The organism is Epilithonimonas mollis (assembly GCF_900142325.1).
In the GTDB taxonomy this organism is placed as follows: domain Bacteria; phylum Bacteroidota; class Bacteroidia; order Flavobacteriales; family Weeksellaceae; genus Epilithonimonas; species Epilithonimonas mollis.
On the sequence record NZ_FRAM01000001.1, the window covers coordinates 1347869 to 1371510 of the forward strand.

Sequence of the window (23642 nt, forward strand, 5' to 3'; positions counted from 1 at the left end):
TTGCGACTTTTGAAATTTATATAAGATTTAATTTTCCGCCTTTGCGTTAAATTCTGTTTTCCTGAATTAATTAATCAATTCAAATCTTGCATATTCTGCGATTTTTTTTGGCAATCTGATGCCTTCAGGCGTTTGGTTATTTTCCAGCAAAGCAGCCATAATTCTAGGCAAAGCCATTGCAGATCCATTCAATGTGTGAACCAGCTGAGACTTACCTTCGTTACCTTTATAACGGCATTTCAGACGATTGGCCTGGAAGGTTTCGAAATTGGAAACAGAACTTACTTCCAGCCATTTTTCCTGAGCCGCACTCCAAACCTCGAAGTCATAAGTCATTGCAGAAGCAAAACCGGTATCACCACCACAAAGTCTAAGAATTCTGTACGGCAATTCCAGATCTTCCAGAATCGACTTCACGTGCTCTACCATTTCTTCCAAAACAGCATAAGAATTCTCCGGCTTCTCGATTCTTACAATTTCCACCTTTTCGAATTGATGAAGCCTGTTGAGTCCTCTCACGTGCGCTCCGTAACTTCCAGCTTCTCTTCTGTAGCATTGAGAGAAAGCGGTATTTTTGATTGGTAAATCCTTTTCATCAATAATCACATCTCTGTAGATATTGGTCACAGGCACTTCTGCCGTTGGAATCAGATACAAATCATCTACGCCAACGTGATACATCTGTCCTTCTTTATCAGGTAGTTGTCCGGTTCCATAGCCAGAAGCTTCGTTCACAACATGTGGCACATTAACTTCTTGATAACCAGCCTCGACATTTTTATCTAAGAAATATTGAACCAATGCGCGCTGCAACCTTGCGCCTTTCCCGAAATAAACAGGGAAACCAGCTCCGGCAACTTTCACACCTAATTCAAAATCAATCAAGTTGTATTTCTTTGCCAATTCCCAGTGAGGAATTGCGCCTTCTCCCAAACCTTCTACCGTTGTAGATTCGTAAACAATCTCGTTGTCATCGGCAGAAACGCCGGCAACCACTTTTTCGTACGGAACGTTCGGGATCTGATAAAGGATAGAAAGAAGCGAATTCTCAACCTCAGTCAATTGATTTTGTAATTCTTTGCTCGATTCTTTGAATTCCGATGTTTTGGATTTTGCGGCTTCAGCTTCCTCTTTTTTTCCGTCTTTCATCAAGATTCCGATTTCTTTCGAAATTTTGTTCATCTCGGAAAGTTGAGAGTCCAGCTCAAACTGTAATCTTTTTCTTTCGTCGTCAGCATTTACCGCTGCATCGACCAAATCTAATTCCTTGAAGTTTCTTTTCTTCAAGCCTTCCAAAACGCGTTCTTTGTTCTCGCGCAAAAAATTAACCTGTAACATTTTTGTTGGGTGTTAGGTGTTTGGTGTTAGATTTTTTAGCGGAACTTCCATCATCCCGCTTCCATTATCCAACATAAGTTGTGCAAATTTAATGATTTTATTTCACGATTCTGACAATGTTCGGCTGTCCGGGAACTTTTGTAAATTTAACTTCATTATCGTACGAGAGTTTGGATAGCTCAAAAAGTGAAGGCGTCCATCTGTATTCGATCTCAATAATATCGTCATCATTGACAACCTCCGAATTTACTGTTTTTGAATAGCGGATAATAAATCTGGATTTGTAGGTTTTCAGTTCCGGGCTGATGGAATCTTTTAACTGTCTGATTGCACCGGCAGTATAATCCAGATAAGTGATCGCATCTGCATCCTTTAGCAGACTTGTCCCGGGAACTATTGTCAGTGCCGTTGGATTCAGAAGATCATATAAAACTACGGAAGAGTATGAGCCGTCGATCTGATTATTGAGCAGATCCGGATTATTTGCGCTTCTGACATAGAGCTTCAGAACCTGGTCGATAACCTGAAAGTCATTACCGTCTCCCCTGCAGGAAAACAACAGGACTATTGCTGTTAAAATTATGGATATTCTTCGTTTCATCTTTGCAAAGATAAATTTAAAATTAATGATCAGGAAAGTTTGTTCAGATAATTCCTGAAGAAAAACATATAAGCCAGGCCTTCCCAAACCAGCATGCCTGCCAGAGAAATACCCATACCGACCACTCCGAATGATGCGACTGCAAAATAAGAAACTATACATAATAAAAGCAATGACAATGCAGATATCCATGTATTCACTTCTATTTTCCCTACTGCCGGCAACAGATTACCAAACAAGTTTCTGGATAGCATCCCGAATGTGAATCCCAGTAAAAGGATCATCATCAGATTACTGTTTTCCACATAATTTGCGCCGAAGAAAAAAGTCAGTAAAAAATCTTTGAAGAAGTAAAAAAACACAAAAATCCCAAAACAGATGGGAATAAATATTTTATAATAATTCCTGATGTATGATACCAGAAAGGCTTTGTTCCTGTAATTTTTTGATAGCAAAGGGTAATCGCTCTGCATAAAGCTAATGACTAAAAAAGGAATGTTTGAAGGCAGCAGGATGGCAACTTTATAATTCGCAACAGCGTTTTCATTCATCAGAATACCAAGAAGTATCACATCCAGAGAAAACAATGTTTCCGAAATGACAGATGTAGCTGCTGTGAAAATCCCGAACCTCCACATTTCTTTTTTATCTACAGGCTGACTGTTTTTCGCAGAAAACATTGCTTTTTTAAGCCAGAACAGTGACAAATAGGGAATAATCGACATGGCAATAAGATAGCCGTAAAATTTCCAAAAATAGGTGAAAACCAGAAGGATAATAAAGCCGCCGATATTGATCGCATTATTGACATTGGCAAAAACATTATTTTTGCCCGTGATTCTGTAGTAGGTCTGGATATGATTTGATAAGTAAAAGCCCATCAGGCGTATCCCGCAGAAAAGGAAGATGATGAAGATACTGTCATATTTATTTTCATAGAAAAGGGAAAAAACAATAAAAATAAGAACCAGTAAAATCTCGTAAAAAAGGCCTTTATAAAATAGATATGATGATAATCTCTGTTTATTTTCATTCTGGGAAATGGATCCATACCTCAGCAAAATCTGATTGCTTCCCAACCCGGAAAAAGGAAGGAAAATAGCATAAACCGACATTACAATACTCAGAATACCATATTCATTCTCCGGCAGAAGCCTGATGATGACAATAGAACCGAGAAAACCGCAGATCTTGGCAATCAGGAAAGAGAGAAAAACATGATGGCCTTTGTTTTTCAGAAAGTTGCTCAAAAATTCTTTTAAGCTGTTCATTATCTGTTTTTGATTTGCCTGATTACGCTCTCATAAACCTCCGTAAACTGTTCTGCTATACTTTCCTTAGAAAAATTATCAATTACAAATTTTCGCAGAACTTCCGGATCTTCAAATTTTGTAGTGTTGTCCACAAAATTCTTCATAGAACTGTACAGCTGTTCTTCATTCGCTTTTTCAATCAGTACGCCTAATCCCGGTTTTATAAATTCGGGGACACCGCCAACTTCTGTTGCAATGACAGGTTTTCCGCAGGCGTAAGATTCCAGAATCACACAACCCTGGGTTTCATTATCACTGAACAAAATAAAGCAATCGGATTTTTGCATCTTTTCTGCAACCTCGGCATAAGTAATTTCATCAAAAACCTCAATATAACTTTCCGCATCAAACTCTCTGACAAGTTTCCTCAAGGATTCCGTATCGCCATCGCCACCGATTTCCAGCGCAACGTCATAACCGCTTTTCCTGAGCTTAAAAACCGTTTCAATAATTTTATCCGGTCTCTTTCTCGGGATCAAACTGGAAACATGGAGGAACCTGACAGTTTTATTTTTCTCTGTCTTTTTAATTTCAAAAACATCGGTATTAACAACGTTTGAAATCACTTTCATCGGCGTTTTTATTCCTAATATCCGCAGGCTATGTTTCAGATTTTCGCTAACCGGCAAAATATAGTCTGCGTGCTTTGCAATGTATTTTGCAATTTTCTTGATATTACCTGAAGTTCTCTTAAGGTTTTCCTTCTGAAGAGACGTCCAATGTTCTGATACGACAAACGGAATTCTAAATTTTCTCTTCAAATAAACTGCAAAAAACATATTATTATGAAGAACATTGGCATGGACAAGATCCGGCTTCTGCATCTTAGCAAATCCCATCTTGTAGGCCTTCATTCTTCTGATAAAATTCTGAACTGGATTTTTGGAATTCTTATAATAGATAATCAGAGTCCTGATCCCATTAATCACTTTGTCATCAGAAATAAAAACTTCTTCCTGATCAAAATTTCCTATGGTGTGCAAGATTTCGACATCGTGTTTCAAAGCGACTGCTTCTGCGTGACGCTGCACAAAATTGCCGTTTGTAGGCTCCAGTCTGTTAGGGAACCAAGAGGAAATAAAAAGTATTCTCAAGATCTTAATTTGAAATTTAAATAAAACTAATTAAGAAATGGATGCTGCCCAGCTTCTGTTGAAGGGTTGTAAAAAATGACTCAGAAAGTCGAGATAGGTATTTTTAGAAAAATCAAAAACTTCGATATCTTTTGACAGTTCACCGTTTCGGATTTTATTTTTGAAATCTGACAGCTTCAGTGTTTTCACTTCACCATTTTCTACAAAGCTTGCTTTCATCCTGTCAAACAATCCAAGATCAAACTCAGAATCCAATTCTCTCATAATTTTTCCCAAAGCATCAATACTACAACCCGAAGCGGCCTCTTTCTCTTCATCAACACAAATAACAATGAACTGATTTTTCTCGATCTTGAAAGAGGAGGAAAGTGCTTTTCCATGTGCTGCCCAGCCTGCTAAAAAATCATACAATTTCTCCGCAATGGTTTTACTTTCCTTCGCTGTGAAAGGCCTTGAAGCCGGATATATAATCACACGGTAATCGTTTGTTTCTACAATATTGGATTCCTCGATTTTCATAATAAGATATTTAAGGTTTTTGCAATCACTGAAAAGCGTTTATCTAAAATGTTTTGAGTGTATAAAATTACGGATTTTAATTCAATTCTTTCAAATGAAAAACCTCAGAAATTCTGAGGTTTTATTTTCTAAGCGATCTTATAAATCTTCTGCTTCCGCCAAAAGTTCCACAATATCTTTGACTTCGACTTCCGTATTTTTATTGAAATGCTTCACGCCGTCTGTCATCATCGTATTACAGAAAGGACACCCGGTTGCAATGATTTTTGGTTCGAATGAAAGCGCCTCTTCTGTCCTTTCCACATTGATGTCCTTATTTCCTTTTTCTGGCTCTTTGAACATCTGTGCACCACCAGCTCCGCAACAGAGACCGTTGATTTTGCAGCGTTTCATTTCTACAAGTTCGGCATCCAGTTTCTCTAGAAGCATTCTTGGTGCTTCGTACTCATCATTACCTCTTCCAAGATAACAAGGATCGTGGAATGTGATTTTTTTTCCTTTGAAACTTCCTCCTTCTATTTTAAGCCGGCCTTCATTCATAAGGTTTTTCAGGAACTGTGTGTGATGAATAACTTGATAATTACCGCCCAGACTAGGGTATTCATTCTTCAGTGTATTGAAACAGTGGGGACATGCTGTTACGATTTTTTTGACTTCGTAAGCATTCAGAACTTCGATGTTGGTTAAAGCCATCATCTGGAACACGAACTCATTTCCGGCACGTTTTGCGGGATCGCCTGTGCAAGATTCTTCCTGCCCTAGTACAGCAAATTCTACCCCGATTTTATTTAAAATTTTGCAGAATGCTTTGGTTATTTTTTTTGCGCGATCATCGAAACTTCCGGCACAACCAACCCAAAAGAGAACTTCCGGAGATTTACCTTCCGCAGCGTAATCTGCCATTGTTTTTATAGTGAAATCCATTTATTGTAAATGTATTTTGTATTAATATAATTGTACTACAGAACTAATCATTAGCCCAGTTCAATCGGTCTGCCTGGTTGTATTGCCAAGGCGCAGCATTATTCTCCACATTGGTCATCATCAGATTCAGCTCCTGAGGTGCTGCCGACTGTTCCATTACCAAAAATCTTCTCATCTCGAAAATGATGGACAATGGATCAATCAGAACAGGACAAGCTTCCACACAAGCATTACAAGTGGTGCAAGCCCAAAGTTCTTCTTTAGTGATGTAGTCATTCAGAAGTTTTCTGCCATCATCCACAAACTTTCCATTCTTGTTGATATTCTTACCAACTTCCTCCAGTCGGTCTCTGGTTTTCATCATAATCGCCCTCGGTGAGAGTTTCTTTCCAGTGATATTAGCCGGACAAACTGAAGTACATCTTCCGCACTCTGTACAAGAGTAAGCACTTAAAAGCTGATGTTGGTTAAGATCAAAGATATCTTCAGCCCCAAATTTAGACGGCACTTCTTCTGCACCTTCAGCCGGTGCTGAGTATGGATCAGCGTTAGGATCCATCATTAATTTGATTTCTTTTGTAACAGAATCGAGATTATTGAATTTTCCTTTTTTCTCAAGGTTAGCATACCACGTATTTGGAAATGCAAAAATAATATGAAGATGCTTGGAATAATAGAGATAATTCATAAAGAATAAAATCCCGACAAAGTGAAACCACCAGGCTGACTTTTCTATAATATGAAGTGTATCTGAACTGAAATTATTAAAGAATGGAAAAAGATATTTTGAGATTGGAAAATTGCTGCCGAAACGGTTTACATCTGAATAATAATCTGCACCATTCATTGTGAAGAATGCAAGCATCAATGCAAATTCGATAATCAGAATCCAATTGGCATCACGTTTTGGCCAGCCAAACAATTCTTTCATTGTCAGTCTTTTAACGCCATAAAAATTTCTTCTGATGAAAAAAACAACAACGGCAAATAAAACCATTAAAGCCAAAACTTCTAAAAAGGAAGTGAATACAGAATAAAACGAATCTCCAAAAACACTTTGTAAAAATCTGTGTGTGCCGAAAATACCGTCAATAATGATTTCTAAAAGTTCTATATTGATAATGACGAACCCAACGTAAACGAAAATGTGTAAAATCCCTGCTATTGGTCTTTTTACCATTTTGCTTTGTCCAAGTGCGACACGAGCCATTGTTGCCCATCGCTCTGCTTTTCTGTCTGTACGGTTGATCTCTCTACCCAGTTTTATATTACGGTAAAGCTCTTTAAGGCTTTTTACAAATAATCCAAAGCCAGCAATCAGGAGAATCAGAAAGATTACATTGTCAATATATTGCATAGAATTAGTCTTTATTATTCTTTCCAAAAACTGAGAAATTCAGATAGCGTTTCGGATTTGTTTTCAAATCTTCTACCAGCTTATTGAGATTCTCAGAGGTCTTAGTAAGGTTATTGTAAAGTTGCTCATCTTTTGCCAATTTTCCAAGAGAACCTTCACCGTTTTGTATGCCCGAAATAACGTTATTGAGCTTTGCTGCAGTCTTGCTGAATTCATCAATTGTAAGATTCAGTTTGTCAATATCCACTCTTTCCGCCACTTTTCCATATTTTTCAACCGTAGCGTTGGTCGTAAGAAGTGTCTTGTTGGCGTTATCGATGACGTTATGCAGCCCATTTTCATTAGAAGAAAGGATTCTGTTTGTCTGTTCAGCTGTACCCTTGAAGGCTGTTACTGTCTGGTTCAGATTGGAAAGAAGTAATTTTATTTCTCTTCTGTTCTGCTCATCAACAATCTTGTTCGTACTTGCTAAAGTAGAATCTAACTTCAATAATACGTTGGAGAGCTGATCTTTCACAGGCTTCACTTGTGAAGAGAGGGAATTCAGCATCGATAGTTGATAATTCCCCTTCAGTGTGTCCCCGTCTTTTGCTGTTTCTCCGTCATAGAAAAGATTGATTTTCATTTCCTTTCCCGACATCAGTCCAGGCTCGAAAATCTCTACAGTAGAATTCTTTGAAAACTCGAAAGTATCATCAATAGTCAACTTCACTACAAAATGCAGCTTCCCGCCTTTTGTGATCGGTTTTATTTCATCCACTTGTCCCACTTTCAGTCCGTTGATAGAAACAGGATTAGACACTGCAAGGCCTTCCACATTGTCATATTTCGCATAGAATACATTATCAGTCGTAAAGAGATTTTTCCCTTTCATAAACTGATAAAGTATGACGAAACTTATAATGGCAAAAATTGCGATCAGTCCTGCTTTTAATTCTTTACTTAACTTCACGTTTGTTGTTTTTTTTACTGGTTAGCAAATATATGAATATTGGATTTATAATCGATAAAAATAAAAAAACAACAAAAGCGACAATTATGCCGCTTTTGTTTATTTTGATATGTTACAAAATTATTGTTGTGGTGATTTGTCCCAAACTTCGATTCTGTAGTCTTTGATTTTCGCATTATCCTGCAGGCTTCTCAGGAATGCACCTGTGAACTGCTGAGAATTCTGTTGCGTGATACCTTCTGTAATCTGCTTGACATCACCAGGCAATTTATTGGTAGAAACTGATTTTTTGAATACCAGATAAACCCCTGTCATCCCTTCCACAGGATTGGACAATTTGTTAGGCTGTGCTCCGAATGCAGCTCCGGCAACTCTTGGTTCCATCGCACCATTTACATTCGGGTTGAAAAGGTTTACAGTTCCACTTGCTTTGGCTGTTCCGAATGCTTTTGCAGCCTGATCAAGTGATGTATATTTACCCGCATTAATCTTATCGATGATCTTTTTAGCCAGTAATTTATTTTTTACAATCGGCTCGATCTGATCTCTCACTGTTTCTGGATCAGCAAGACCTTCATCTTGTTTTCCGACAACGTAAGCCACAATTCTGTCACCAGTTCCTTCTACCGTGAAGATGTCTGTGTCACCAACATTTCTTTTCTTGTCAAATGCCCAAGTGATGATATCCGCATCTTTGTCCGTGTTAAGTCCTGGAAGTGACCCTTGGAAACGGCCAACTGTTTTAGGATTATCGAATCTGTATTTGTTTTTCTCAGCCAGATTTTTGAACTGATTGAAGCTTTTCCCTTCTGTTTGCTGGATAAATCTGGTTGCCTGTGTCAACACTTGATTTTCTGTTTTATCAGACGCTTTGATATTTTTTGCAAGGTGTGCAATTTTATAAGTCATTGCCCCGCTTTTCTTATCTTCAATATTAATGATATGATAACCAAAAGCTGTTTCCTGCAATCCGGTTGCTCCTTTTGGATTGTTTGCTAAGAAGCTTAAATATCCTGGCGCAAACTGACTTGCCGGTGTTGTCCATCCTACACTTCCGTTTCTTTCTACAGCATTAGGCTCATCAGATAATTTCAAACCTTCTGCGAACTTTGCGGGATCAGCCTTGATTACTGCAAACAGACTATCTGCTGTTTTCTTGGCAGCATCTTTCGTTCTGTTAGAAGTTGATCTTTCCGCTCCTTTGTAAGCAATCAGTATGTGTTTTGACAAAGTAGAATCTGACGTTTTTTTATCCAATAATTTTGAAACGACATAAAGTGTCTGCTCCTTGTAAGGACCAAAAGTCTGTCCAATAGCCGCCGTTGCAATTTTATCCTTCAGTTCAGAAGGTAATTGTGTCGGGCTAACATACTGAGGGATGAATGGTATGTCCGAGTTCAATTCCACGAACATAGAATCATTCTTTGTATTCTGGAAGTTTTCTGTTCCGCCGGAAGCATCTGTTCCTTTAAGGTATAATTTATTCAGTTCGTTCAGAGTTGCTGCATCATCCTGAGCACTTGGTGTTGCAGGGAAATAAGCATAAGCAATATTCCTGCTTGCAGTCACTTTGAATCTCGTTGGATGTTGTTTGATATAATCGGCAAGATCCTGTGTCGTAACTTTTACATTATTCTTCTTTGAGAATTCCAGATAATCCACCTTCACGAAATCTATGTTTGCCATATCATCACGGAATTTTATCATCAGTTCAGCTTCTTTTTTGCTGGTTGTGATTCCGGAAGTGATATTTCCAAAAAGCATTCTCGCCATCATTCTGTACTCGATGGCTTTTTTGTTTTTAAGCCAGAAAGAATAATTATCAGGATTCATCGTTTGAGATTTCTCAATTTCTGATTTGATTTCCTGAAGTTTAAAGTTTCCTTTCTCGTCAAAATATTGTTGGTTCTGAGCAAAAATAGGGTCATATTGTAATTGACTCCAGAAAATATCATCTGTAAGCTCAAGCCCCATTTTCTCAAATTGCTGCTTGATCAGTTTGGACTGAACAAGAATCTGCCAAGCCTGCTCTTCCAGACCTTTTGTAGGCTGCCCTTGTTGCTGAGCCTGTTGCTGCATGATGAAAAGCTGGTCGCTGAACTCGTCTCTTGTGATCTCGTCTCCGTTTACTTTACCAAGGATGTTCGGATTTTTACCAAAAACCTTGTCTATCGTATCCGGATTTACCAGGAAAGCCAAAAGTGCTAATGCAATAACGCCAACTAACAGCCACGATCTTTTTCTAATTTCGCCTAAAATTGCCATTTTATATTAAGTGTTTATAATCAGTCTGCGAAAATACATATTTTTAAGAGAATAGGAAAAATTATTTAGAAACATTTGTGAATGTGTGTTCTAAAATAAAAAAAACCTCCATATTACAGAGGTTTACCATTTTATCTGGCATTTTTTTTATCGAGGACTTTTTCCCGCATTTTGCCTTCTGTCTGGAACAGCTTCAGTACCTGTTGCGGTGTCAGAAGTTTTAGAAACTTATCAGCATAGGTTTTCCTGTTATTCAGCAATTGCTGCCCCACTTCGAAGCTCTGGCTCAATCGCTTTGTGGCTTCTTCATCAGAAAGCTTCTCAAAATTATTATCAAAAATAAACTTTTCTTTGATCTGCTTCTGATTGTTCTGATATTCTGCATACAAATTTTTGAATTCTTCCTGCTTGTCCGTCGCAATATCAATGTCATCAATCACAATGTTCTCCTTCATCTTTTGGAGAAACGCCGAACGTTCTTTTACAGACATCCCATTGATCACCTCCTTTTTTTCCTGCATGTTCATTGTTTTCCATTCGGAAGTTCTCGGGATATTTTGTTGTCTCATCATTGTTCCGGCGGGAGAAAAAGAAGTTGTCGGTGCACTGCTCCTGAAAGAAGGATTACCTGCTGATCTCTGAGTGGTATTTCCTCCTGATCTCCTTTCCTGTCCTTTTGTAGTGTGGACAAAAAACAATCCGGAGATCAAAATAGTCAATAACAATTTTTTCATTTTTTTCTAATTTTGTTATTAATTATAAAGGTCAAGATAAACATCCTGTTCACTGTTTTTATCAAGGTCTTTCAGCTGATCCGGCGTGAAAGCTGCAAGAACTTTTTCTACTTCAGTTTCGGATTTACGTTTGTTTTCCACGGCATAATCCTGTATGTCTGTATTATCAAAACTGTTGTTTCTCCGGTTTTGAAACTTTTGCAGATGAGCTGTGGAATGATTCGGTTTATGTGATTCAGTTTTATATTGAGAAGGCTGAGTCTGGACAGAAACTTCATCGTTATTATCTGCTAAAACGGTTGTTGGCTGCTGAGTCTCGTATACGCTGTCAACAATTGGTTTTTGATGAGCCAGTTGCATTTCAGGATTATCATTCAGTCCAAAAAAAGCTGTAATTCCTGCAATCAGCACTACAGCCGCAGCAGCAACCCATTTGAAGTTGAGTGAGAAAACTTTTGTTTCTTTCTTAACAGCCGGAGCTTTTTCTGCGGCGACTTTCGAAATCACATTATCCTGAAGCGTTTTGAAAAATGTCTCCGAAGGTTCCGGATAAGGCATTTTTCTGTTCAGTTTTTCTATATCAATATTCATTACTTTTATTTTCTTATTTTATTTTAAAACTCTTCCGAGTAATTATCTTTTATATAATGTTCCACCTTATCTTTTGCATAATGGTAATTGGTTTTCAGAGTTCCAACCGACATATCCAGAATTTTTGAAATTTCTTCATAAGGAAGATCATCATAATAACGCATATTGAACACCAATTTTTGCTTCTCCGGAAGCGTCTGAATTGCTTTCTGGAGCAATACTGTAATTTCTTCTGCATCTTTTCCGGCGTTATCGGCTACCAGATTCTGCAAATGATATTCTGCATCTTCATCTGTCTTTTTCATCCGGTTCATTTTATTAAGTTGCTGCAAAGATTCGTTGGTTGCAATTCTGTACAGCCAGGTGTACAACTTACTGTCACTTTTGAACTGATGGATGTTCTGATACGCTTTGATAAAAGTATCCTGCAAAACATCCTGAGCCAGGTCATGATCCACAATCAGACGCCTGATATGCCAGTACAACCTGCTTTGATAGGCATCCATCATTGCACGCAAACCTCTTTCCAGCGTTGGTGGCGCTAATAAAAGTTTTACAATCTCCTCATCTTTGAGCTTCATTCAGATGTTTCGTAGTTTTGATTAAAAAATAAGACCAAAGTTAAATTATTTTTTGAATTTCATCTGAAAAACATAGTTCAACTGTCTTGTTGATGATAAAAAATCATACCTATCTCACAAAATTTTATCTTTGTCTTATGAAAACAGTTATTATCGGTTCTGGAAATGTTGCTTATCATCTTGCAAAAGCTTTTAAACAAAATAATATTACTGTTCATCAGATCTTTGGCCGGAATGACATCGAATTGGAAAATATATCTGAAAAATTCAATATTCCTTTTTCAACGGAACAATTGGAGGATGCGGATTTTTATCTGATTTCCGTTTCTGACAATGCCGTGGAAGAAGTTTCTTCCTGGATTAAAAAAGACGATGTTTTGGTAGCTCACACATCCGGCTCTCTTCCCATGGAAATCCTGAAAGGCAATTACAGAAAAGCAAGCTTCTATCCTTTACAGACTTTTTCAAAAACTAAAAATCTCGATTATTCAAAAATTCCTTTTTTTATTGAAGCTGAAAGCCAGGTTGATGAAAAATCTCTCTTTGAACTTGCGTCTATAATTTCAGAAAATGTTGAAACTTCTGATTACGAAAGGAGAAAATATATTCATCTCACTGCGGTCTTCGCCTGCAATTTTGTGAATCACCTGTTTGCCAGAGCCAAAGAAATCTCAGATTCTCAGGATTTGCCTTTTCAATATTTCATCCCATTAATTGATGAAACTGTAGAAAAAATACATCATATGGAGCCAAAACTTGCCCAGACCGGTCCTGCGGTGAGAGGTGACGAAAGAGTTCTGAAACTTCATGAAGATCTTATTACCAAAGAAGAACATTTAAGAATCTATCAAATGATGAATGAATCCATCAAAAAAATGTATGATAAATAATGTAACATTTTTTAGATTCTTACACTAATTGTTCAGAACAGAAAATAAAAAATATGAAATCTCTCAAAAAATTAATCATTCTTCCGGTTATATTATTAGGATTAATAGCCTCAGCTCAGGAAACCGCCAACCGTTTCTTTTACGAACTGACCTACAAGCCAAAAAAAGATTCTGCTAGGCTGGATAAAGTAATGACCACTCTCGACATTGCCAAAGACAAATCAATTTATCAGGATTTTACTTTACCTGCTCAGGATTCTATCATAAAATCCGCTGTTGAAGAGATGGAAAAAACCAAAACCTTCAAGGATATGTCCAAAATGATCAAATGGCCGAAGTTCTCTTATAAAATCTATAAGGCCTATCCTGCAATGACAGAAATGTATGTGGACAGAATCAGCAGAAATCTCTTTGCCTATGAAGAAACCCTAAAATTTGACTGGAAAATCCTTACAGATAAAGAAAAGATCGGAACTTATAATACACAGAAGGCTACAACAGAATTCGGTGGTAGAAAATGGACAGCCTGGTTCTCAACAGACATTCCTTTCCAGGACGGACCATATAAGTTCTACGGATTACCGGGACTGATTGTAAAGATCGAAGATGATCAAAAAAATTATTCATGGTTACTGTCCGGTAACAAAACGGTGAAGGATTGGAAAGAATTCACTTACGCAGAAGAAGTCAATGCAAAATATGGAATGAGCAATGAGAAAAAAATCATTGCAAAAGATAAATTTGAAAAATCTTATGCCGCTTTCAAACAAGATCCAATGGCAGAAGCAAGAACGCAAATTCCACAAAACATGCTTTCAATGAAAATGCCTGGAAGCGATCTCACCATCGGCGAGATGCTGAAGAATCAGGAAAAAATGCTCAATGACTTTTTCAAATCTACAGACAACCCGATAGAAGTGGTGCAAGTCACGGATAAAAAGAAGAAATAATATTCAACCGGAAATTAGTTTCCGGTTTTTTTGTGATAAATATCTTATTTAGATTTATTTAAAATAAGCTATCTTTGTAGTCCAAAATTTAAGTCTTGCAAAAAAAGCATATTGATAAGCTCTGTTGTTTTCCGAAAAATAAAATCGGGAAAATCATTGGTTATGATAATGAAAATCTTCAGATGCCGACAAAAATAATCGAGATGGGACTGCTTCCGGAAACGAGTTTTAAAATTCTTTATCAGGCTCCGTTTGGCGGACCGCTATACATCGAATATGGCTCTGAAAAAACCAGAATCGCCCTGAGAGAAGCTGAAGCAAGATTCTTACAGGTAGAATTATCGGAATAATGCAGCAGAAAAAGCAAAAACAAATTTTACTGGTCGGGAATCCCAATGTCGGGAAATCTACACTTTTCAATACTCTTTGTAACAAAAAACAAAAGACAGGAAACTATGCGGGTGTAACCGTTGCCAGCCATTCCGGAAATTACACTTACAGAAATGAGTCAATTGAAGTTATAGATTTGCCAGGTTCATACAGCATCTACCCGACTTCTGAAGACGAAGCCATTTTTTCCCGTTACCTGATCCAGGAACAGGAACATTATTTTGGTGTTGTTTACATTGCCGATGCCATTAATATGAGAAGAAGCCTTCTTCTTTTCCAGCAGATTCAGGACCTGGGAATTCCGGCAATAATTGTTGTGAATCAAATCGATGAAGCTGAAAAGCGTGGCATCAAAATCAATATTTCAAAACTTTCTGAGATACTTAACATCCCGGTTTTGGAAACTAATGCAAAACTCAATATTGGAATAGAAACTGTTCGGGAAGCCGTTTTCAATAATGATTTCAAAGTTTCTGAAGCCAATTCATTTGAAATTCCGACAGAGCAAAAAGCTTTGGTTTATAAAATTTCAACCACTACGTCTGAAAATAATCTTTATAAAATATGGACGCTGCTTGCCGCAGATACCTACCTCGGAAAAATCGACAACATCCACGAGATCATCACTCAGGAAGATTCAAAATGCAGTGTTCCGAAACGTCTCCAGATTCAGGAAACAGTCAGAAGATATCAGAATATTGATAAGATTATTTTGCAGATCACAGAGAAAAAACCACAGAAAAAACAGCTACTGACAGAAAAACTTGACAAAATCCTCGTACACAAAATTTGGGGTTACGCTGTATTTTTAATAATATTATTATTAATATTCCAAAGTGTCTTTTTATTAGCAGAATATCCGATGAACTGGATTGAAGGTTTTTTCACCTGGTTATCAGAACGATCTGCAGAACATCTCCCGGAAGGACCAATTAACTCTCTCGTTTCCAGCGGAATCATCCCTGGAATCGGCGGGATTATGGTTTTCGCACCACAGATCGGAATTCTTTTGTATTTCCTTTATCTTCTGGAAGATTCGGGCTATATGGCAAGAGTTGTTTTCCTGATGGATAGGATGCTCAGACCTTTTGGACTGAACGGAAAAAGTATCGTTCCATTAGTTTCCGGAACAGCTTGTGCAATTCCAGCGATTATGTCGACCAGAAACATCGAAAATGTAAAAGAAAGGCTAATTACAATTCTTGTAACGCCCTTTATGACGTGTTCTGCAAGACTGCCAATTTACAGTATAATTATTGGATTAATCATTCCTGATAACAATTTTTACGGCATCAAATACAGAGCAATTGCTTTGATGCTGATGTACCTTTTGGGCTTTTTGATGGCGTTGATTTCATCCTTTATTCTGAAAAGTTTCATCAAAACGAAAATCAAAAGTTTCCTGGTGATGGATCTCCCGACTTATAAAATGCCTTTATTCGGATATGATTTCAAATTGGTCTTGGGGAAAGTCTGGGAGTTTATTTCAGGTGCCGGAAAAGTGATTTTCACAGTCAGCATCATTCTTTGGGCTTTGAGTTATTTTGGTCCGCCTCAGCATAAAAACGAAATCCTCGCAACAGAATCTTCGCTTGATCATTCCTATCTCGGAAGAATCGGGAGAACTATGGAACCTGCCATTGCGCCACTTGGTTACGACTGGAAAATGGGAATCGGGATCCTGACAAGTTTTGCGGCAAGAGAAGTTTTCGTGGGAACATTATCTACACTTTACAGCCTGGACGATGAAGCACCGGAAGGAAAACTGATTGAAAAAATGAGATTGGATGTCAAACCCAATGGTGAAAAGGTTTTCAGTTTTGCAACAGGCGTTTCGATTTTGATCTTTTACGCTTTTGCAATGCAGTGTATTTCAACTATTGCTGTAGTTTACAGAGAAACCCGAAGCCTGAAATGGACAATATTACAAACGGTTTCAATGACGTTTTTGGCATACTTTTCGGCACTGATTGTTTATCAGATTTTGAAATGATTTTAAAATGGACAATTCACTAATCATACAATATGTTATCGTTGGCATTATCGTTTTAGCGGCTATTTACGTGATTATCCGCAAATTTTCAAAAACATTTTCTAAGAAGAAAGATAACGGAAAAAATTGCGGTCCGGATTGCGGTTGTTCTTCATAATAGAAAAAATCTTACTTTAGCTCATATTAAAGCTAATCAATGCGAATCCTTACTTTTATCCTGCTTCATTTCTGCATCGTTATATTTGCACAGATTGACAGCTTAAATCATAATGTGATTTCGTATGATGAAAAAATCATCCTTCGTTTCAACCTCGACACCAACATAGATAATTATGTGGTTTCTGCTAAGGAATTAGGCATCAAACCAAGATTGAATCTCAACAATCAAATCAATACCACTTTTGGATTTGACTATAAAATCATCAGCGCATCGATCTCTTTCGCTCCAGATTTTTTACAGGGAAATAATAACGGCTTAAAGGGAAAAAGTAGTTTTACCAATTATACTTTCCGATTCTTTCCGAAAAATATTATCCAGACACTTTCTTATAAGAACAGTAAAGGTTATTATGTGAGCAACACCAGCGATTTTGTTAGTATCTGGCAAAAAGGGAAAGACGCTTATTTGACTTTTCCGGATTTGAGGATTCAAAGTTTTGGAGGTTCTACTTCTTATATTTTCAACGATAATTTTTCTCTGAAGGGAATCTATTATCAAAAAGAATGGCAGAAAAACAGCAGTGGAAGTTTTGTACCGTCCTTGAACTATGATTATGTAATTTTTTCAGACCAATTAAATTCTATAAAATCCCGTGAACATCAACTGAATCTTAGTTTTGATTTAGGTTATTATTACAATTACGTTGTAACAAAACACTTCAACATTGCACCTTTTGCATTTGCAGGATTAGGAAAAAAATGGAGTACTTATAAATCTGACATCACAGAATCTGAAAAAGAAAAACAAAACTTTTTCACTCAAAACTTCGGTGCAGGGTTACATCTTGGCTACAATTCTGAGAAATTTTTCTTTGGTTCAAAGTTCAATTATTCCGGCAATCATTACGATGATCTTGGCTCGAATATCACCAATAATGATTTCTATGTACTTTTCTTTCTCGGTTATAGAATGAATGCCCCTTCAAAAATAAAAAAAGTCTATGAAAAAATACAGGATAAAATTCCTGAGCTTTAATAGAGAATTAAAAACAAAACGACTTCTTTTTAATACATTTGCAGTCAGAAAAACCTTAATAATTTACAATGTCATTAATAAAATCAATCTCCGGAATCCGAGGAACAATCGGTGGAAAAGTCAATGATAATCTGACACCGCTGGATGTGGTAAAATTTGCTTCGGCATTCGGAACCTGGCTTCAGAACAATAAAAATAAAAAAGATCTGACCTTGGTTATCGGTCGCGATGCGAGGATTTCCGGTCAAATGGTTTCTTCTCTGGTCGCTTCCACTTTGCAAGGTTTGGGAATTAATGTGATAGATTTAGGTCTTTCCACAACGCCAACGGTCGAAATTATGGTTCCTGAACTGAAAGCGGACGGTGGAATTATTTTAACCGCTTCGCACAATCCAAAACAATGGAATGCTTTGAAATTGTTGAATGACAAAGGCGAATTCATCAACGGCAAAAATGGTGCGGAAGTTTTGGCTTTGGCAGAAAATGAAGATTTCGATTATGCTGAGGTGGATGATTTGGGAAAGTATGAAACCAGAGATGATGCTTTCGATATTCATATAAAACAAATTCTGGATTTGCCTGCAGTTGATATTGAGGCTGTAAAAGCTAAAAAATTCAAAGTAGTTTTGGATGCTGTCAACTCTACCGGCGGGATTTCCATTCCACCACTTTTGGAGAAACTAGGTGTTGAAGTTGTGAAATTATATTGCGAACCGAACGGGCATTTCCCACATAATCCTGAACCTTTGAAAGAACATCTTGGCGACATCTGCGAATTGGTTATCAAAGAAAAAGCAGATATGGGAATCGTGGTGGATCCTGATGTTGACAGACTGGCTTTGGTCGATGAAAAAGGCGAAATGTTTGGCGAAGAATACACACTGGTAGCCGTTGCTGATTACCTTTTAAAAGATAAAAAAGGCGTGGCTATTTCCAATCTTTCCTCAAGCCGAGCTTTGAGAGATGTTGCCAAAAATCACAACTCCGAATATTTTGCAAGTGCAGTGGGCGAGGTAAATGTCGTTAACCTTATGAAAGAAAAAAATGCTGTAATCGGAGGCGAAGGAAATGGCGGAATTATTTATCCAGATTTGCATTACGGGCGGGATTCTTTGGTGGGCATTGCTTTATTCTTGACGCATCTCGCAAAGGAAAACAAAACCGTTTCTGAACTCAGGGCAGGTTATCCGGTTTATTTTATGGGCAAGAAGAAAATCGAACTGACGCCGGAAATCGACGTGGACGCTTTGCTGGTAAAAGTTCAGGAAGAATTTAAAAATGAAGACATTTCGACTTCGCTCAATGTGACAGAAGTTTCCACAATTGACGGTGTAAAAATCGATTTCGCCGAAAATTGGGTCCATTTGAGAAAGTCTAATACAGAACCGATCATCAGGATTTATACCGAAGCGTTTTCTCAGGAAGAAGCTGATAAATTGGGCGATGATATGATTGCGAAAATCAGAAGTTTAATATAAAAATAAAAGGAAGCCAATTTTTGCTTCCTTTTTTAGTTACAATCACGCTTGTTTTAAAACACAAGCAGTTTGTATTTATTCCAAACATTTTGCGGGAAACTTCTGTAGTTCTTATTTGTTTCCAAACTACTTGTTTTAGACTTCCGTACTTTGTAATTTGTTCCAAACAATTTGCGGGAATCTTCCGTAGTTCTTATTTGTTTCCAAACAACTTGTTTTAGACTTCCGTATTTTGTATTTAGTTTCAAACAACTTGCGGGAAACTTCTGTAGTTCTTATTTGTTTCCAAACAGACTTGTTTTGGTACTTTGCAGACTTCAATTTGCTAAGACTTTTAATACTCCATCTTCCTCAGCTTCTTAGAAGTCGCACCGATAAACAAAGCCGTCAAAACGGTCATCGTTCCACCGAAAACTACGGAACGGACAACGCCCATTAATTTTGCTGTCAATCCACTTTCAAACTGTCCCAGTTCATTGCTTGACATGATGAAAATTGAATTGACGCTCAGAACCCGTCCACGGATTTCTTCAGGTGTTTTCAGCTGGACAATCGTTCCTCTAATTACCACGCTGATTCCATCCAGCATTCCGCTCAGAACCAGGAATCCAAAAGACAGCCAATACATTTTTGACAATCCGAATCCTATAATACACAACCCAAAACCAGTTGCTACAAAAAGCAAAATCTTCCCTTGATTTTTTTTAAGTGGAACCAGAGAAAGTGTAATGATAATCAACATCGAGCCAATATCAGAAGCCGCATTCAGAAGTCCAAACCCTTCCGAGCCGACTTTCAGAATGTCACTTGCAAAAACCGGAATCATCGCCACTGCTCCGCCAAAGAGAACTGCAAACATATCCAGCATCTGAGCACCAAAGATCTCCTTAGTTTTATAGATATAGGCCAGTCCTTCCTTCATACTCTCAAAGACGTTCACATCTTTATTTTCGTTTTCAGAATACTGCCTGTTTATGGTCCAGAAAAACAGGGATGCCAGCGTAATACTGCTTATGATGACCACCAAAGTCCATTTTATTGTAATAAGTGCAATCAGAAAACCACCTAAAGCGTGGCCCGAAACCGATGCGATCAAAAATGTCGCCTGGTTAAGCGTGACAGCATATGGCAGATTCTCCCGCTTCACAATCCTAGGAATCATGCTTGGTACCAATGGCCCCAAAAACGAACGGCAGATGCCTGTGAAGAAAATCACACCATAGATAAAATAAGTGATCTCGTGACCTGTAAAATGCATTCTGTGACCAAAGAAAGCCGGAATCAATAGCAGGCTTATCAGAACTACGTAAGCATAATTACAGATCAGCAACAGCTTTTTCTTTTCATTCATATCAATAATATGGCCAGCGTACAACGCACAGGAAACTGCCGGGACCACCTCAGAAAGCCCGATAAGACCAATAGAAAAAGGATCTTTTGTCAACTTATAAACCCACCACCCCAACAAAGTAGCGAGCATCCGGAAAGCAATGATCAGGAAAAAACGCCCTGTCAAAAGATGTCGGAATTCTATATTTTTTAAAACTCGAAGTGGTGTAAAGGAAATCATTATGCAAAAATAATCGATCGCATACAATTACACATTAATTTTCAAAATTTTATCTTCGCAGCATGAATTGGATTATACTCATCATCGCAGGACTTTTCGAGACGGGGTTTGCAACCTGCCTTGGAAAAGCGCAGGAAAGCTCGGGGAAAGAAAGCATCTATTGGTGGATAGGATTTTTTCTTTGTCTTTTCACCAGTATGTTTCTGATGTTCAAAGCTATATCCGGCGAGAGCGGTTTACCAATCGGAACGGCATATGCTGTCTGGACGGGCATTGGCGCTGTGGGTGGCGTTGTTGTCGGGATTCTGATTTTCAAAGAGCCGGCCACCTTCTGGCGGCTATTTTTCGTCTTCACCCTGATTGCCTCCATTGTCGGGCTGAAAGCCGTTAGTCATTGATTTTTTAAGGAGCTGCTTCCCGCTATCCGCTGTATCTTTTTTGTTAAGAACGTTTTGTCATAAAAAAGAAAACAAAAGAAAAACAAAAAAGGATGCCGCTTTTATCGGGGCTATGAGATTGCCCTTCAATCGGCGTTTCCGCTGAAAACCACACTTTGTCAAAGTCCCGAATCTTTAACAATATTAAAAATAAGATTACAATTTGAACTCCGTCAAAAAATCTCCAATTTTCCTGTCATTCGCCAGGCGAGGAATTTTATTCTGTCCGCCTAATTTTCCTTCAGATTTTGCGTAATCCTGAAAGGCATTTTTTTTCAATTTCGTAATGATTAAAGGCTGTAGAATATTCCCGGAAATCAAATCGTCATAATAGGTATTCCGTTTTCGTAGCTGTAAGTCCAACTCAGATTTAAAAGCTTCAAAATCTTTCGGTTCTTTTTCAAATTCAATGAACCATTCGTGATAAGGCAATCCATCGGTTGGATTTACTTCTGGCGCAAGATGAAACTCCGTAATTTGAGCAGGAAATTTATCAACTGTTGCCTTCAAAGCTTCTTCCACTTCAAACGCAATAACATGTTCCCCAAAAGCCGAAGTAAAATGCTTAGTTCTTCCCGAAACCAAAATCCTGTGCGGGTTTTTATCAATAAACCTGACAACATCACCAATGGAATAAGCCCAAAGTCCGGAATTGGTAGTCAAAACCAAAGCATAATCTTTGTTCATCTCAACATCTTTAAGCGTCAATCGTTGTGCATTGGGTTTTCCATATTGTTCGAGGGGAATGAACTCGTAGAAAATTCCGTGATTAGTCAGCAGTAACAATCCATCTTTCTGATAATCATCCTGAAAAGCAAAAAAACCTTCCGAAGCAGGAAAAGTCTGAACAATATCAACCGTTTTTCCGAGCAATTCGTTCATTTTATCGCGATAAGGTTCGTAGTTTACGCCGCCTGTGATGATCAATTGGAGATTCGGGAAAATTTGTGTGATTTTTTTGTTGTGTCTGTCAATCAATTTTTCAAAGTACATGATTAACCACGGCGGAATCCCGGAAATTAGGGTCATATTTTCGTTCTCGGTTTCTTCTACAATTTTACCGATTTTGGTTTCCCAATCTTCGATGCAGTTTGTTTCCCAGCTTGGCAGTCTGTTTTTTTGGAGATAATCAGGGATGTGATGGGCAACGATTCCGGACAATCTTCCGTTTTTAATCCCGTTGATTTCTTCCAGTTCAGGAGAGCCTTGCAGAAAAATCATTTTTCCGTTAACAAAATCGGCGTTGTTTTTCTTTCCAATGTAATGAAAAATGGCGCTTTGTGCAGCAGCTATTTGAAAAGGCATTGCTTCTTTGGAAATTGGAATATATTTGGATCCGGAAGTTGTTCCGGATGTTTTTGCAAAATACTCCGGCAAATCTGGCCAAAGGATTTTGGATTGTCCTTTTTTTACTTTTTCTATATAAGATTTTAAATCTTCGTAATCTGCAACAGGAACTTTACTTTGAAAATCTTTAATAGTTTTGATATCTTCAAATTGATGTTCTCTTCCGAATAATGTTTTTTCGGCTGTTTTCACCAAATCTAAAAGCAATTCCTGCTGATTTTGAATTGCATTGGTTTTAAAACTTTTGGATTTTTCAATATGTTTTTTCGCCCAGATTAGAGCAATGTTTTTCTTTATAAAATTTAGCATTTCGCAAAAAAATTTCGATTTTCAAATTTAGAGTTTATCTTGTATATAAGGTACTTTGTATTATAGTTTTTAAACACAAAATTCACAAAGATTTTTATATCTAAATGTCTTTAGGTCACAAAGGGGGGCTCGCCTAGATAATTTTCAATGACAAATGTTATTTCTTATTTTAAAGTTTGTTTTTGTGTCGAATCTGCAGCCCGACTTGAGCGGAAATCCTTTTTTGCCATCCTTAAAATTATATCTAAGCTGATATCGTCGGCAAAAAAGATTGGGAGCGGAAGGCGGATCAAGCTGCCCAAATAAATATTAACATTCAGAAAATTAAATATTTAGAAATTGTTTTGTATTTTTTAAATAAAAAGATTACTTTTGCACCTCGAATAATTATAAAAATTTATAAACAATGTTTGCAATTGTAGAAATAGCAGGGCTTCAATACAAAGTTGAGCAAAACCAAAAGTTGTTTGTGAACCGTTTGAAAGGAGACAAAGGAGCGAAAGTTTCTTTTGACAAAGTTCTTCTTACTGTGAACGGTGCAGTAACTGTTGGTGCCCCGGCTGTAAGCGGTATTACCGTAGATGTAGAAATTCTTGACCACGTTCAGGCTGACAAAGTAATCGTTTTCAAAAAGAAAAGAAGAAAGGGTTATGCTAAGAAAAACGGTCACAGACAACAATTAACTCAAATCGTTGTAACTGGTATTACCGGTTTTGACGGTGCGAAAAAAGAGGCTAAAAAAGCAGCTCCTAAGAAAGCGGCTAAAGCTGAAGTAGCAACTGAAACCAGCGAAACTGCTGAATAATTTTTAACC

23 protein-coding genes are annotated in these 23642 nt (G+C 37.6%); 9 read left to right on the forward strand and 14 right to left on the reverse strand.

What is annotated here, in order from left to right; genetic code table 11:
* Positions 1 to 66 precede the first annotated feature (66 nt).
* The 12 genes from serS to BUA97_RS06085 form a co-directional block, all read right to left on the reverse strand.
* Complete coding sequence (gene serS / locus BUA97_RS06030; RefSeq protein WP_072996903.1) at positions 67 to 1338, reverse strand: serine--tRNA ligase; 1272 nt, start codon at positions 1336 to 1338, stop codon at positions 67 to 69.
* Positions 1339 to 1435: 97 nt separating this feature from the next.
* Complete coding sequence (locus BUA97_RS06035) at positions 1436 to 1939, reverse strand: hypothetical protein (protein WP_072996904.1); 504 nt, start codon at positions 1937 to 1939, stop codon at positions 1436 to 1438.
* 29 nt (positions 1940 to 1968) lie between these two features.
* The gene (locus BUA97_RS06040; RefSeq protein WP_072996905.1) at positions 1969 to 3210 is read right to left on the reverse strand and encodes an oligosaccharide flippase family protein; all 1242 of its coding nucleotides are present in this window, start codon (positions 3208 to 3210) and stop codon (positions 1969 to 1971) included.
* Positions 3210 to 4346, reverse strand: coding sequence for a glycosyltransferase (locus BUA97_RS06045; RefSeq protein WP_072996906.1), 1137 nt, complete (start codon positions 4344 to 4346; stop codon positions 3210 to 3212). The genes BUA97_RS06040 and BUA97_RS06045 overlap by 1 nt, the downstream gene beginning before the upstream one ends.
* Positions 4347 to 4376: 30 nt before the next feature.
* A complete protein-coding gene (locus BUA97_RS06050; protein ID WP_072996907.1) occupies positions 4377 to 4865 on the reverse strand; it encodes a hypothetical protein in 489 nt (162 codons plus the stop codon).
* Positions 4866 to 5003: 138 nt separating this feature from the next.
* Positions 5004 to 5789 carry a (Fe-S)-binding protein gene (locus tag BUA97_RS06055; RefSeq protein WP_072996908.1) on the reverse strand — a complete coding sequence of 262 codons (786 nt, stop codon included), beginning with the start codon at positions 5787 to 5789 and terminating at the stop codon, positions 5004 to 5006.
* Positions 5790 to 5832: 43 nt separating this feature from the next.
* Positions 5833 to 7146 carry a 4Fe-4S dicluster domain-containing protein gene (locus tag BUA97_RS06060; RefSeq protein ID WP_072996909.1) on the reverse strand — a complete coding sequence of 438 codons (1314 nt, stop codon included), beginning with the start codon at positions 7144 to 7146 and terminating at the stop codon, positions 5833 to 5835.
* A 4-nt stretch (positions 7147 to 7150) separates the two neighbouring features.
* On the reverse strand, positions 7151 to 8098 hold the full coding sequence (locus tag BUA97_RS06065) for an MlaD family protein (protein WP_072996910.1): 948 nt from the start codon (positions 8096 to 8098) through the stop codon (positions 7151 to 7153).
* Positions 8099 to 8218: 120 nt separating this feature from the next.
* Positions 8219 to 10363: a peptidylprolyl isomerase gene (locus BUA97_RS06070; RefSeq protein ID WP_072996911.1), complete on the reverse strand. Its 2145-nt coding sequence runs from the start codon at positions 10361 to 10363 to the stop codon at positions 8219 to 8221.
* 131 nt (positions 10364 to 10494) lie between these two features.
* Positions 10495 to 11097 carry a hypothetical protein gene (locus BUA97_RS06075; RefSeq protein ID WP_245795812.1) on the reverse strand — a complete coding sequence of 201 codons (603 nt, stop codon included), beginning with the start codon at positions 11095 to 11097 and terminating at the stop codon, positions 10495 to 10497.
* A gap of 18 nt (positions 11098 to 11115) precedes the next feature.
* Entirely contained in the window at positions 11116 to 11688 is a 573-nt protein-coding gene (locus tag BUA97_RS06080) for a hypothetical protein (protein WP_072996912.1), read from the reverse strand.
* A gap of 23 nt (positions 11689 to 11711) precedes the next feature.
* The gene (locus tag BUA97_RS06085; RefSeq protein ID WP_072996913.1) at positions 11712 to 12269 is read right to left on the reverse strand and encodes an RNA polymerase sigma factor; all 558 of its coding nucleotides are present in this window, start codon (positions 12267 to 12269) and stop codon (positions 11712 to 11714) included.
* A gap of 137 nt (positions 12270 to 12406) precedes the next feature.
* On the opposite strand from BUA97_RS06085, the gene BUA97_RS06090 reads away from it, so the two are divergent.
* From BUA97_RS06090 to glmM, 7 genes are all read left to right on the forward strand, one after another.
* Entirely contained in the window at positions 12407 to 13159 is a 753-nt protein-coding gene (locus BUA97_RS06090; protein ID WP_072996914.1) for a Rossmann-like and DUF2520 domain-containing protein, read from the forward strand.
* Positions 13160 to 13212: 53 nt separating this feature from the next.
* Positions 13213 to 14109, forward strand: coding sequence for a GLPGLI family protein (locus BUA97_RS06095; protein WP_072996915.1), 897 nt, complete (start codon positions 13213 to 13215; stop codon positions 14107 to 14109).
* 95 nt (positions 14110 to 14204) lie between these two features.
* The gene (locus BUA97_RS06100) at positions 14205 to 14459 is read left to right on the forward strand and encodes a FeoA family protein (RefSeq protein ID WP_245795814.1); all 255 of its coding nucleotides are present in this window, start codon (positions 14205 to 14207) and stop codon (positions 14457 to 14459) included.
* Entirely contained in the window at positions 14459 to 16492 is a 2034-nt protein-coding gene (gene feoB, locus BUA97_RS06105; RefSeq protein WP_072996916.1) for a ferrous iron transport protein B, read from the forward strand. The genes BUA97_RS06100 and feoB overlap by 1 nt, the downstream gene beginning before the upstream one ends.
* Positions 16493 to 16499: 7 nt before the next feature.
* Positions 16500 to 16649, forward strand: a complete 150-nt coding sequence (locus tag BUA97_RS17465; protein WP_084081264.1) for a FeoB-associated Cys-rich membrane protein — start codon at positions 16500 to 16502, stop codon at positions 16647 to 16649.
* Between the two features lie 39 nt (positions 16650 to 16688).
* Positions 16689 to 17687 (forward strand): DUF4421 family protein, encoded by a 999-nt coding sequence (locus BUA97_RS06115; RefSeq protein WP_072996917.1) that lies wholly within the window; start codon positions 16689 to 16691, stop codon positions 17685 to 17687.
* Between the two features lie 68 nt (positions 17688 to 17755).
* On the forward strand, positions 17756 to 19165 hold the full coding sequence (gene glmM, locus BUA97_RS06120; protein ID WP_072996918.1) for a phosphoglucosamine mutase: 1410 nt from the start codon (positions 17756 to 17758) through the stop codon (positions 19163 to 19165).
* A gap of 334 nt (positions 19166 to 19499) precedes the next feature.
* Here glmM and BUA97_RS06125 read toward each other — a convergent pair whose 3' ends face one another.
* On the reverse strand, positions 19500 to 20735 hold the full coding sequence (locus tag BUA97_RS06125; RefSeq protein ID WP_072996919.1) for an MFS transporter: 1236 nt from the start codon (positions 20733 to 20735) through the stop codon (positions 19500 to 19502).
* 62 nt (positions 20736 to 20797) lie between these two features.
* Here BUA97_RS06125 and BUA97_RS06130 point away from each other — a divergent pair, with 62 nt between their 5' ends.
* Positions 20798 to 21133, forward strand: a complete 336-nt coding sequence (locus BUA97_RS06130; RefSeq protein ID WP_072996920.1) for a DMT family transporter — start codon at positions 20798 to 20800, stop codon at positions 21131 to 21133.
* Positions 21134 to 21328: 195 nt separating this feature from the next.
* Here BUA97_RS06130 and BUA97_RS06135 read toward each other — a convergent pair whose 3' ends face one another.
* Positions 21329 to 22828, reverse strand: a complete 1500-nt coding sequence (locus BUA97_RS06135) for a GH3 auxin-responsive promoter family protein (RefSeq protein ID WP_072996921.1) — start codon at positions 22826 to 22828, stop codon at positions 21329 to 21331.
* Between the two features lie 406 nt (positions 22829 to 23234).
* Between BUA97_RS06135 and rplU the strand changes: the two genes are divergently transcribed.
* The gene (gene rplU / locus BUA97_RS06140) at positions 23235 to 23633 is read left to right on the forward strand and encodes a 50S ribosomal protein L21 (protein ID WP_072996922.1); all 399 of its coding nucleotides are present in this window, start codon (positions 23235 to 23237) and stop codon (positions 23631 to 23633) included.
* The last annotated feature ends 9 nt before the right edge of the window (positions 23634 to 23642 follow it).

Bases quoted from the DNA above. Each gene is read 5' to 3' on its own strand.
- serS (WP_072996903.1), bottom strand. From the start codon at position 1,338: ATGTTACAGGTTAATTTTTTGCGCGAGAACAAAGAACGCGTTTTGGAA.
- BUA97_RS06035 (WP_072996904.1), bottom strand. From the start codon at position 1,939: ATGAAACGAAGAATATCCATAATTTTAACAGCAATAGTCCTGTTGTTT.
- BUA97_RS06040 (WP_072996905.1), bottom strand. From the start codon at position 3,210: ATGAACAGCTTAAAAGAATTTTTGAGCAACTTTCTGAAAAACAAAGGC.
- BUA97_RS06050 (WP_072996907.1), bottom strand. From the start codon at position 4,865: ATGAAAATCGAGGAATCCAATATTGTAGAAACAAACGATTACCGTGTG.
- BUA97_RS06055 (WP_072996908.1), bottom strand. From the start codon at position 5,789: ATGGATTTCACTATAAAAACAATGGCAGATTACGCTGCGGAAGGTAAA.
- BUA97_RS06060 (WP_072996909.1), bottom strand. From the start codon at position 7,146: ATGCAATATATTGACAATGTAATCTTTCTGATTCTCCTGATTGCTGGC.
- BUA97_RS06070 (WP_072996911.1), bottom strand. From the start codon at position 10,363: ATGGCAATTTTAGGCGAAATTAGAAAAAGATCGTGGCTGTTAGTTGGC.
- BUA97_RS06075 (WP_245795812.1), bottom strand. From the start codon at position 11,097: ATGAAAAAATTGTTATTGACTATTTTGATCTCCGGATTGTTTTTTGTC.
- BUA97_RS06080 (WP_072996912.1), bottom strand. From the start codon at position 11,688: ATGAATATTGATATAGAAAAACTGAACAGAAAAATGCCTTATCCGGAA.
- BUA97_RS06085 (WP_072996913.1), bottom strand. From the start codon at position 12,269: ATGAAGCTCAAAGATGAGGAGATTGTAAAACTTTTATTAGCGCCACCA.
- BUA97_RS06090 (WP_072996914.1), top strand. From the start codon at position 12,407: ATGAAAACAGTTATTATCGGTTCTGGAAATGTTGCTTATCATCTTGCA.
- BUA97_RS06095 (WP_072996915.1), top strand. From the start codon at position 13,213: ATGAAATCTCTCAAAAAATTAATCATTCTTCCGGTTATATTATTAGGA.
- feoB (WP_072996916.1), top strand. From the start codon at position 14,459: ATGCAGCAGAAAAAGCAAAAACAAATTTTACTGGTCGGGAATCCCAAT.
- BUA97_RS17465 (WP_084081264.1), top strand. From the start codon at position 16,500: ATGGACAATTCACTAATCATACAATATGTTATCGTTGGCATTATCGTT.
- BUA97_RS06115 (WP_072996917.1), top strand. From the start codon at position 16,689: ATGCGAATCCTTACTTTTATCCTGCTTCATTTCTGCATCGTTATATTT.
- glmM (WP_072996918.1), top strand. From the start codon at position 17,756: ATGTCATTAATAAAATCAATCTCCGGAATCCGAGGAACAATCGGTGGA.
- BUA97_RS06125 (WP_072996919.1), bottom strand. From the start codon at position 20,735: ATGATTTCCTTTACACCACTTCGAGTTTTAAAAAATATAGAATTCCGA.
- BUA97_RS06130 (WP_072996920.1), top strand. From the start codon at position 20,798: ATGAATTGGATTATACTCATCATCGCAGGACTTTTCGAGACGGGGTTT.
- BUA97_RS06135 (WP_072996921.1), bottom strand. From the start codon at position 22,828: ATGCTAAATTTTATAAAGAAAAACATTGCTCTAATCTGGGCGAAAAAA.
- rplU (WP_072996922.1), top strand. From the start codon at position 23,235: ATGTTTGCAATTGTAGAAATAGCAGGGCTTCAATACAAAGTTGAGCAA.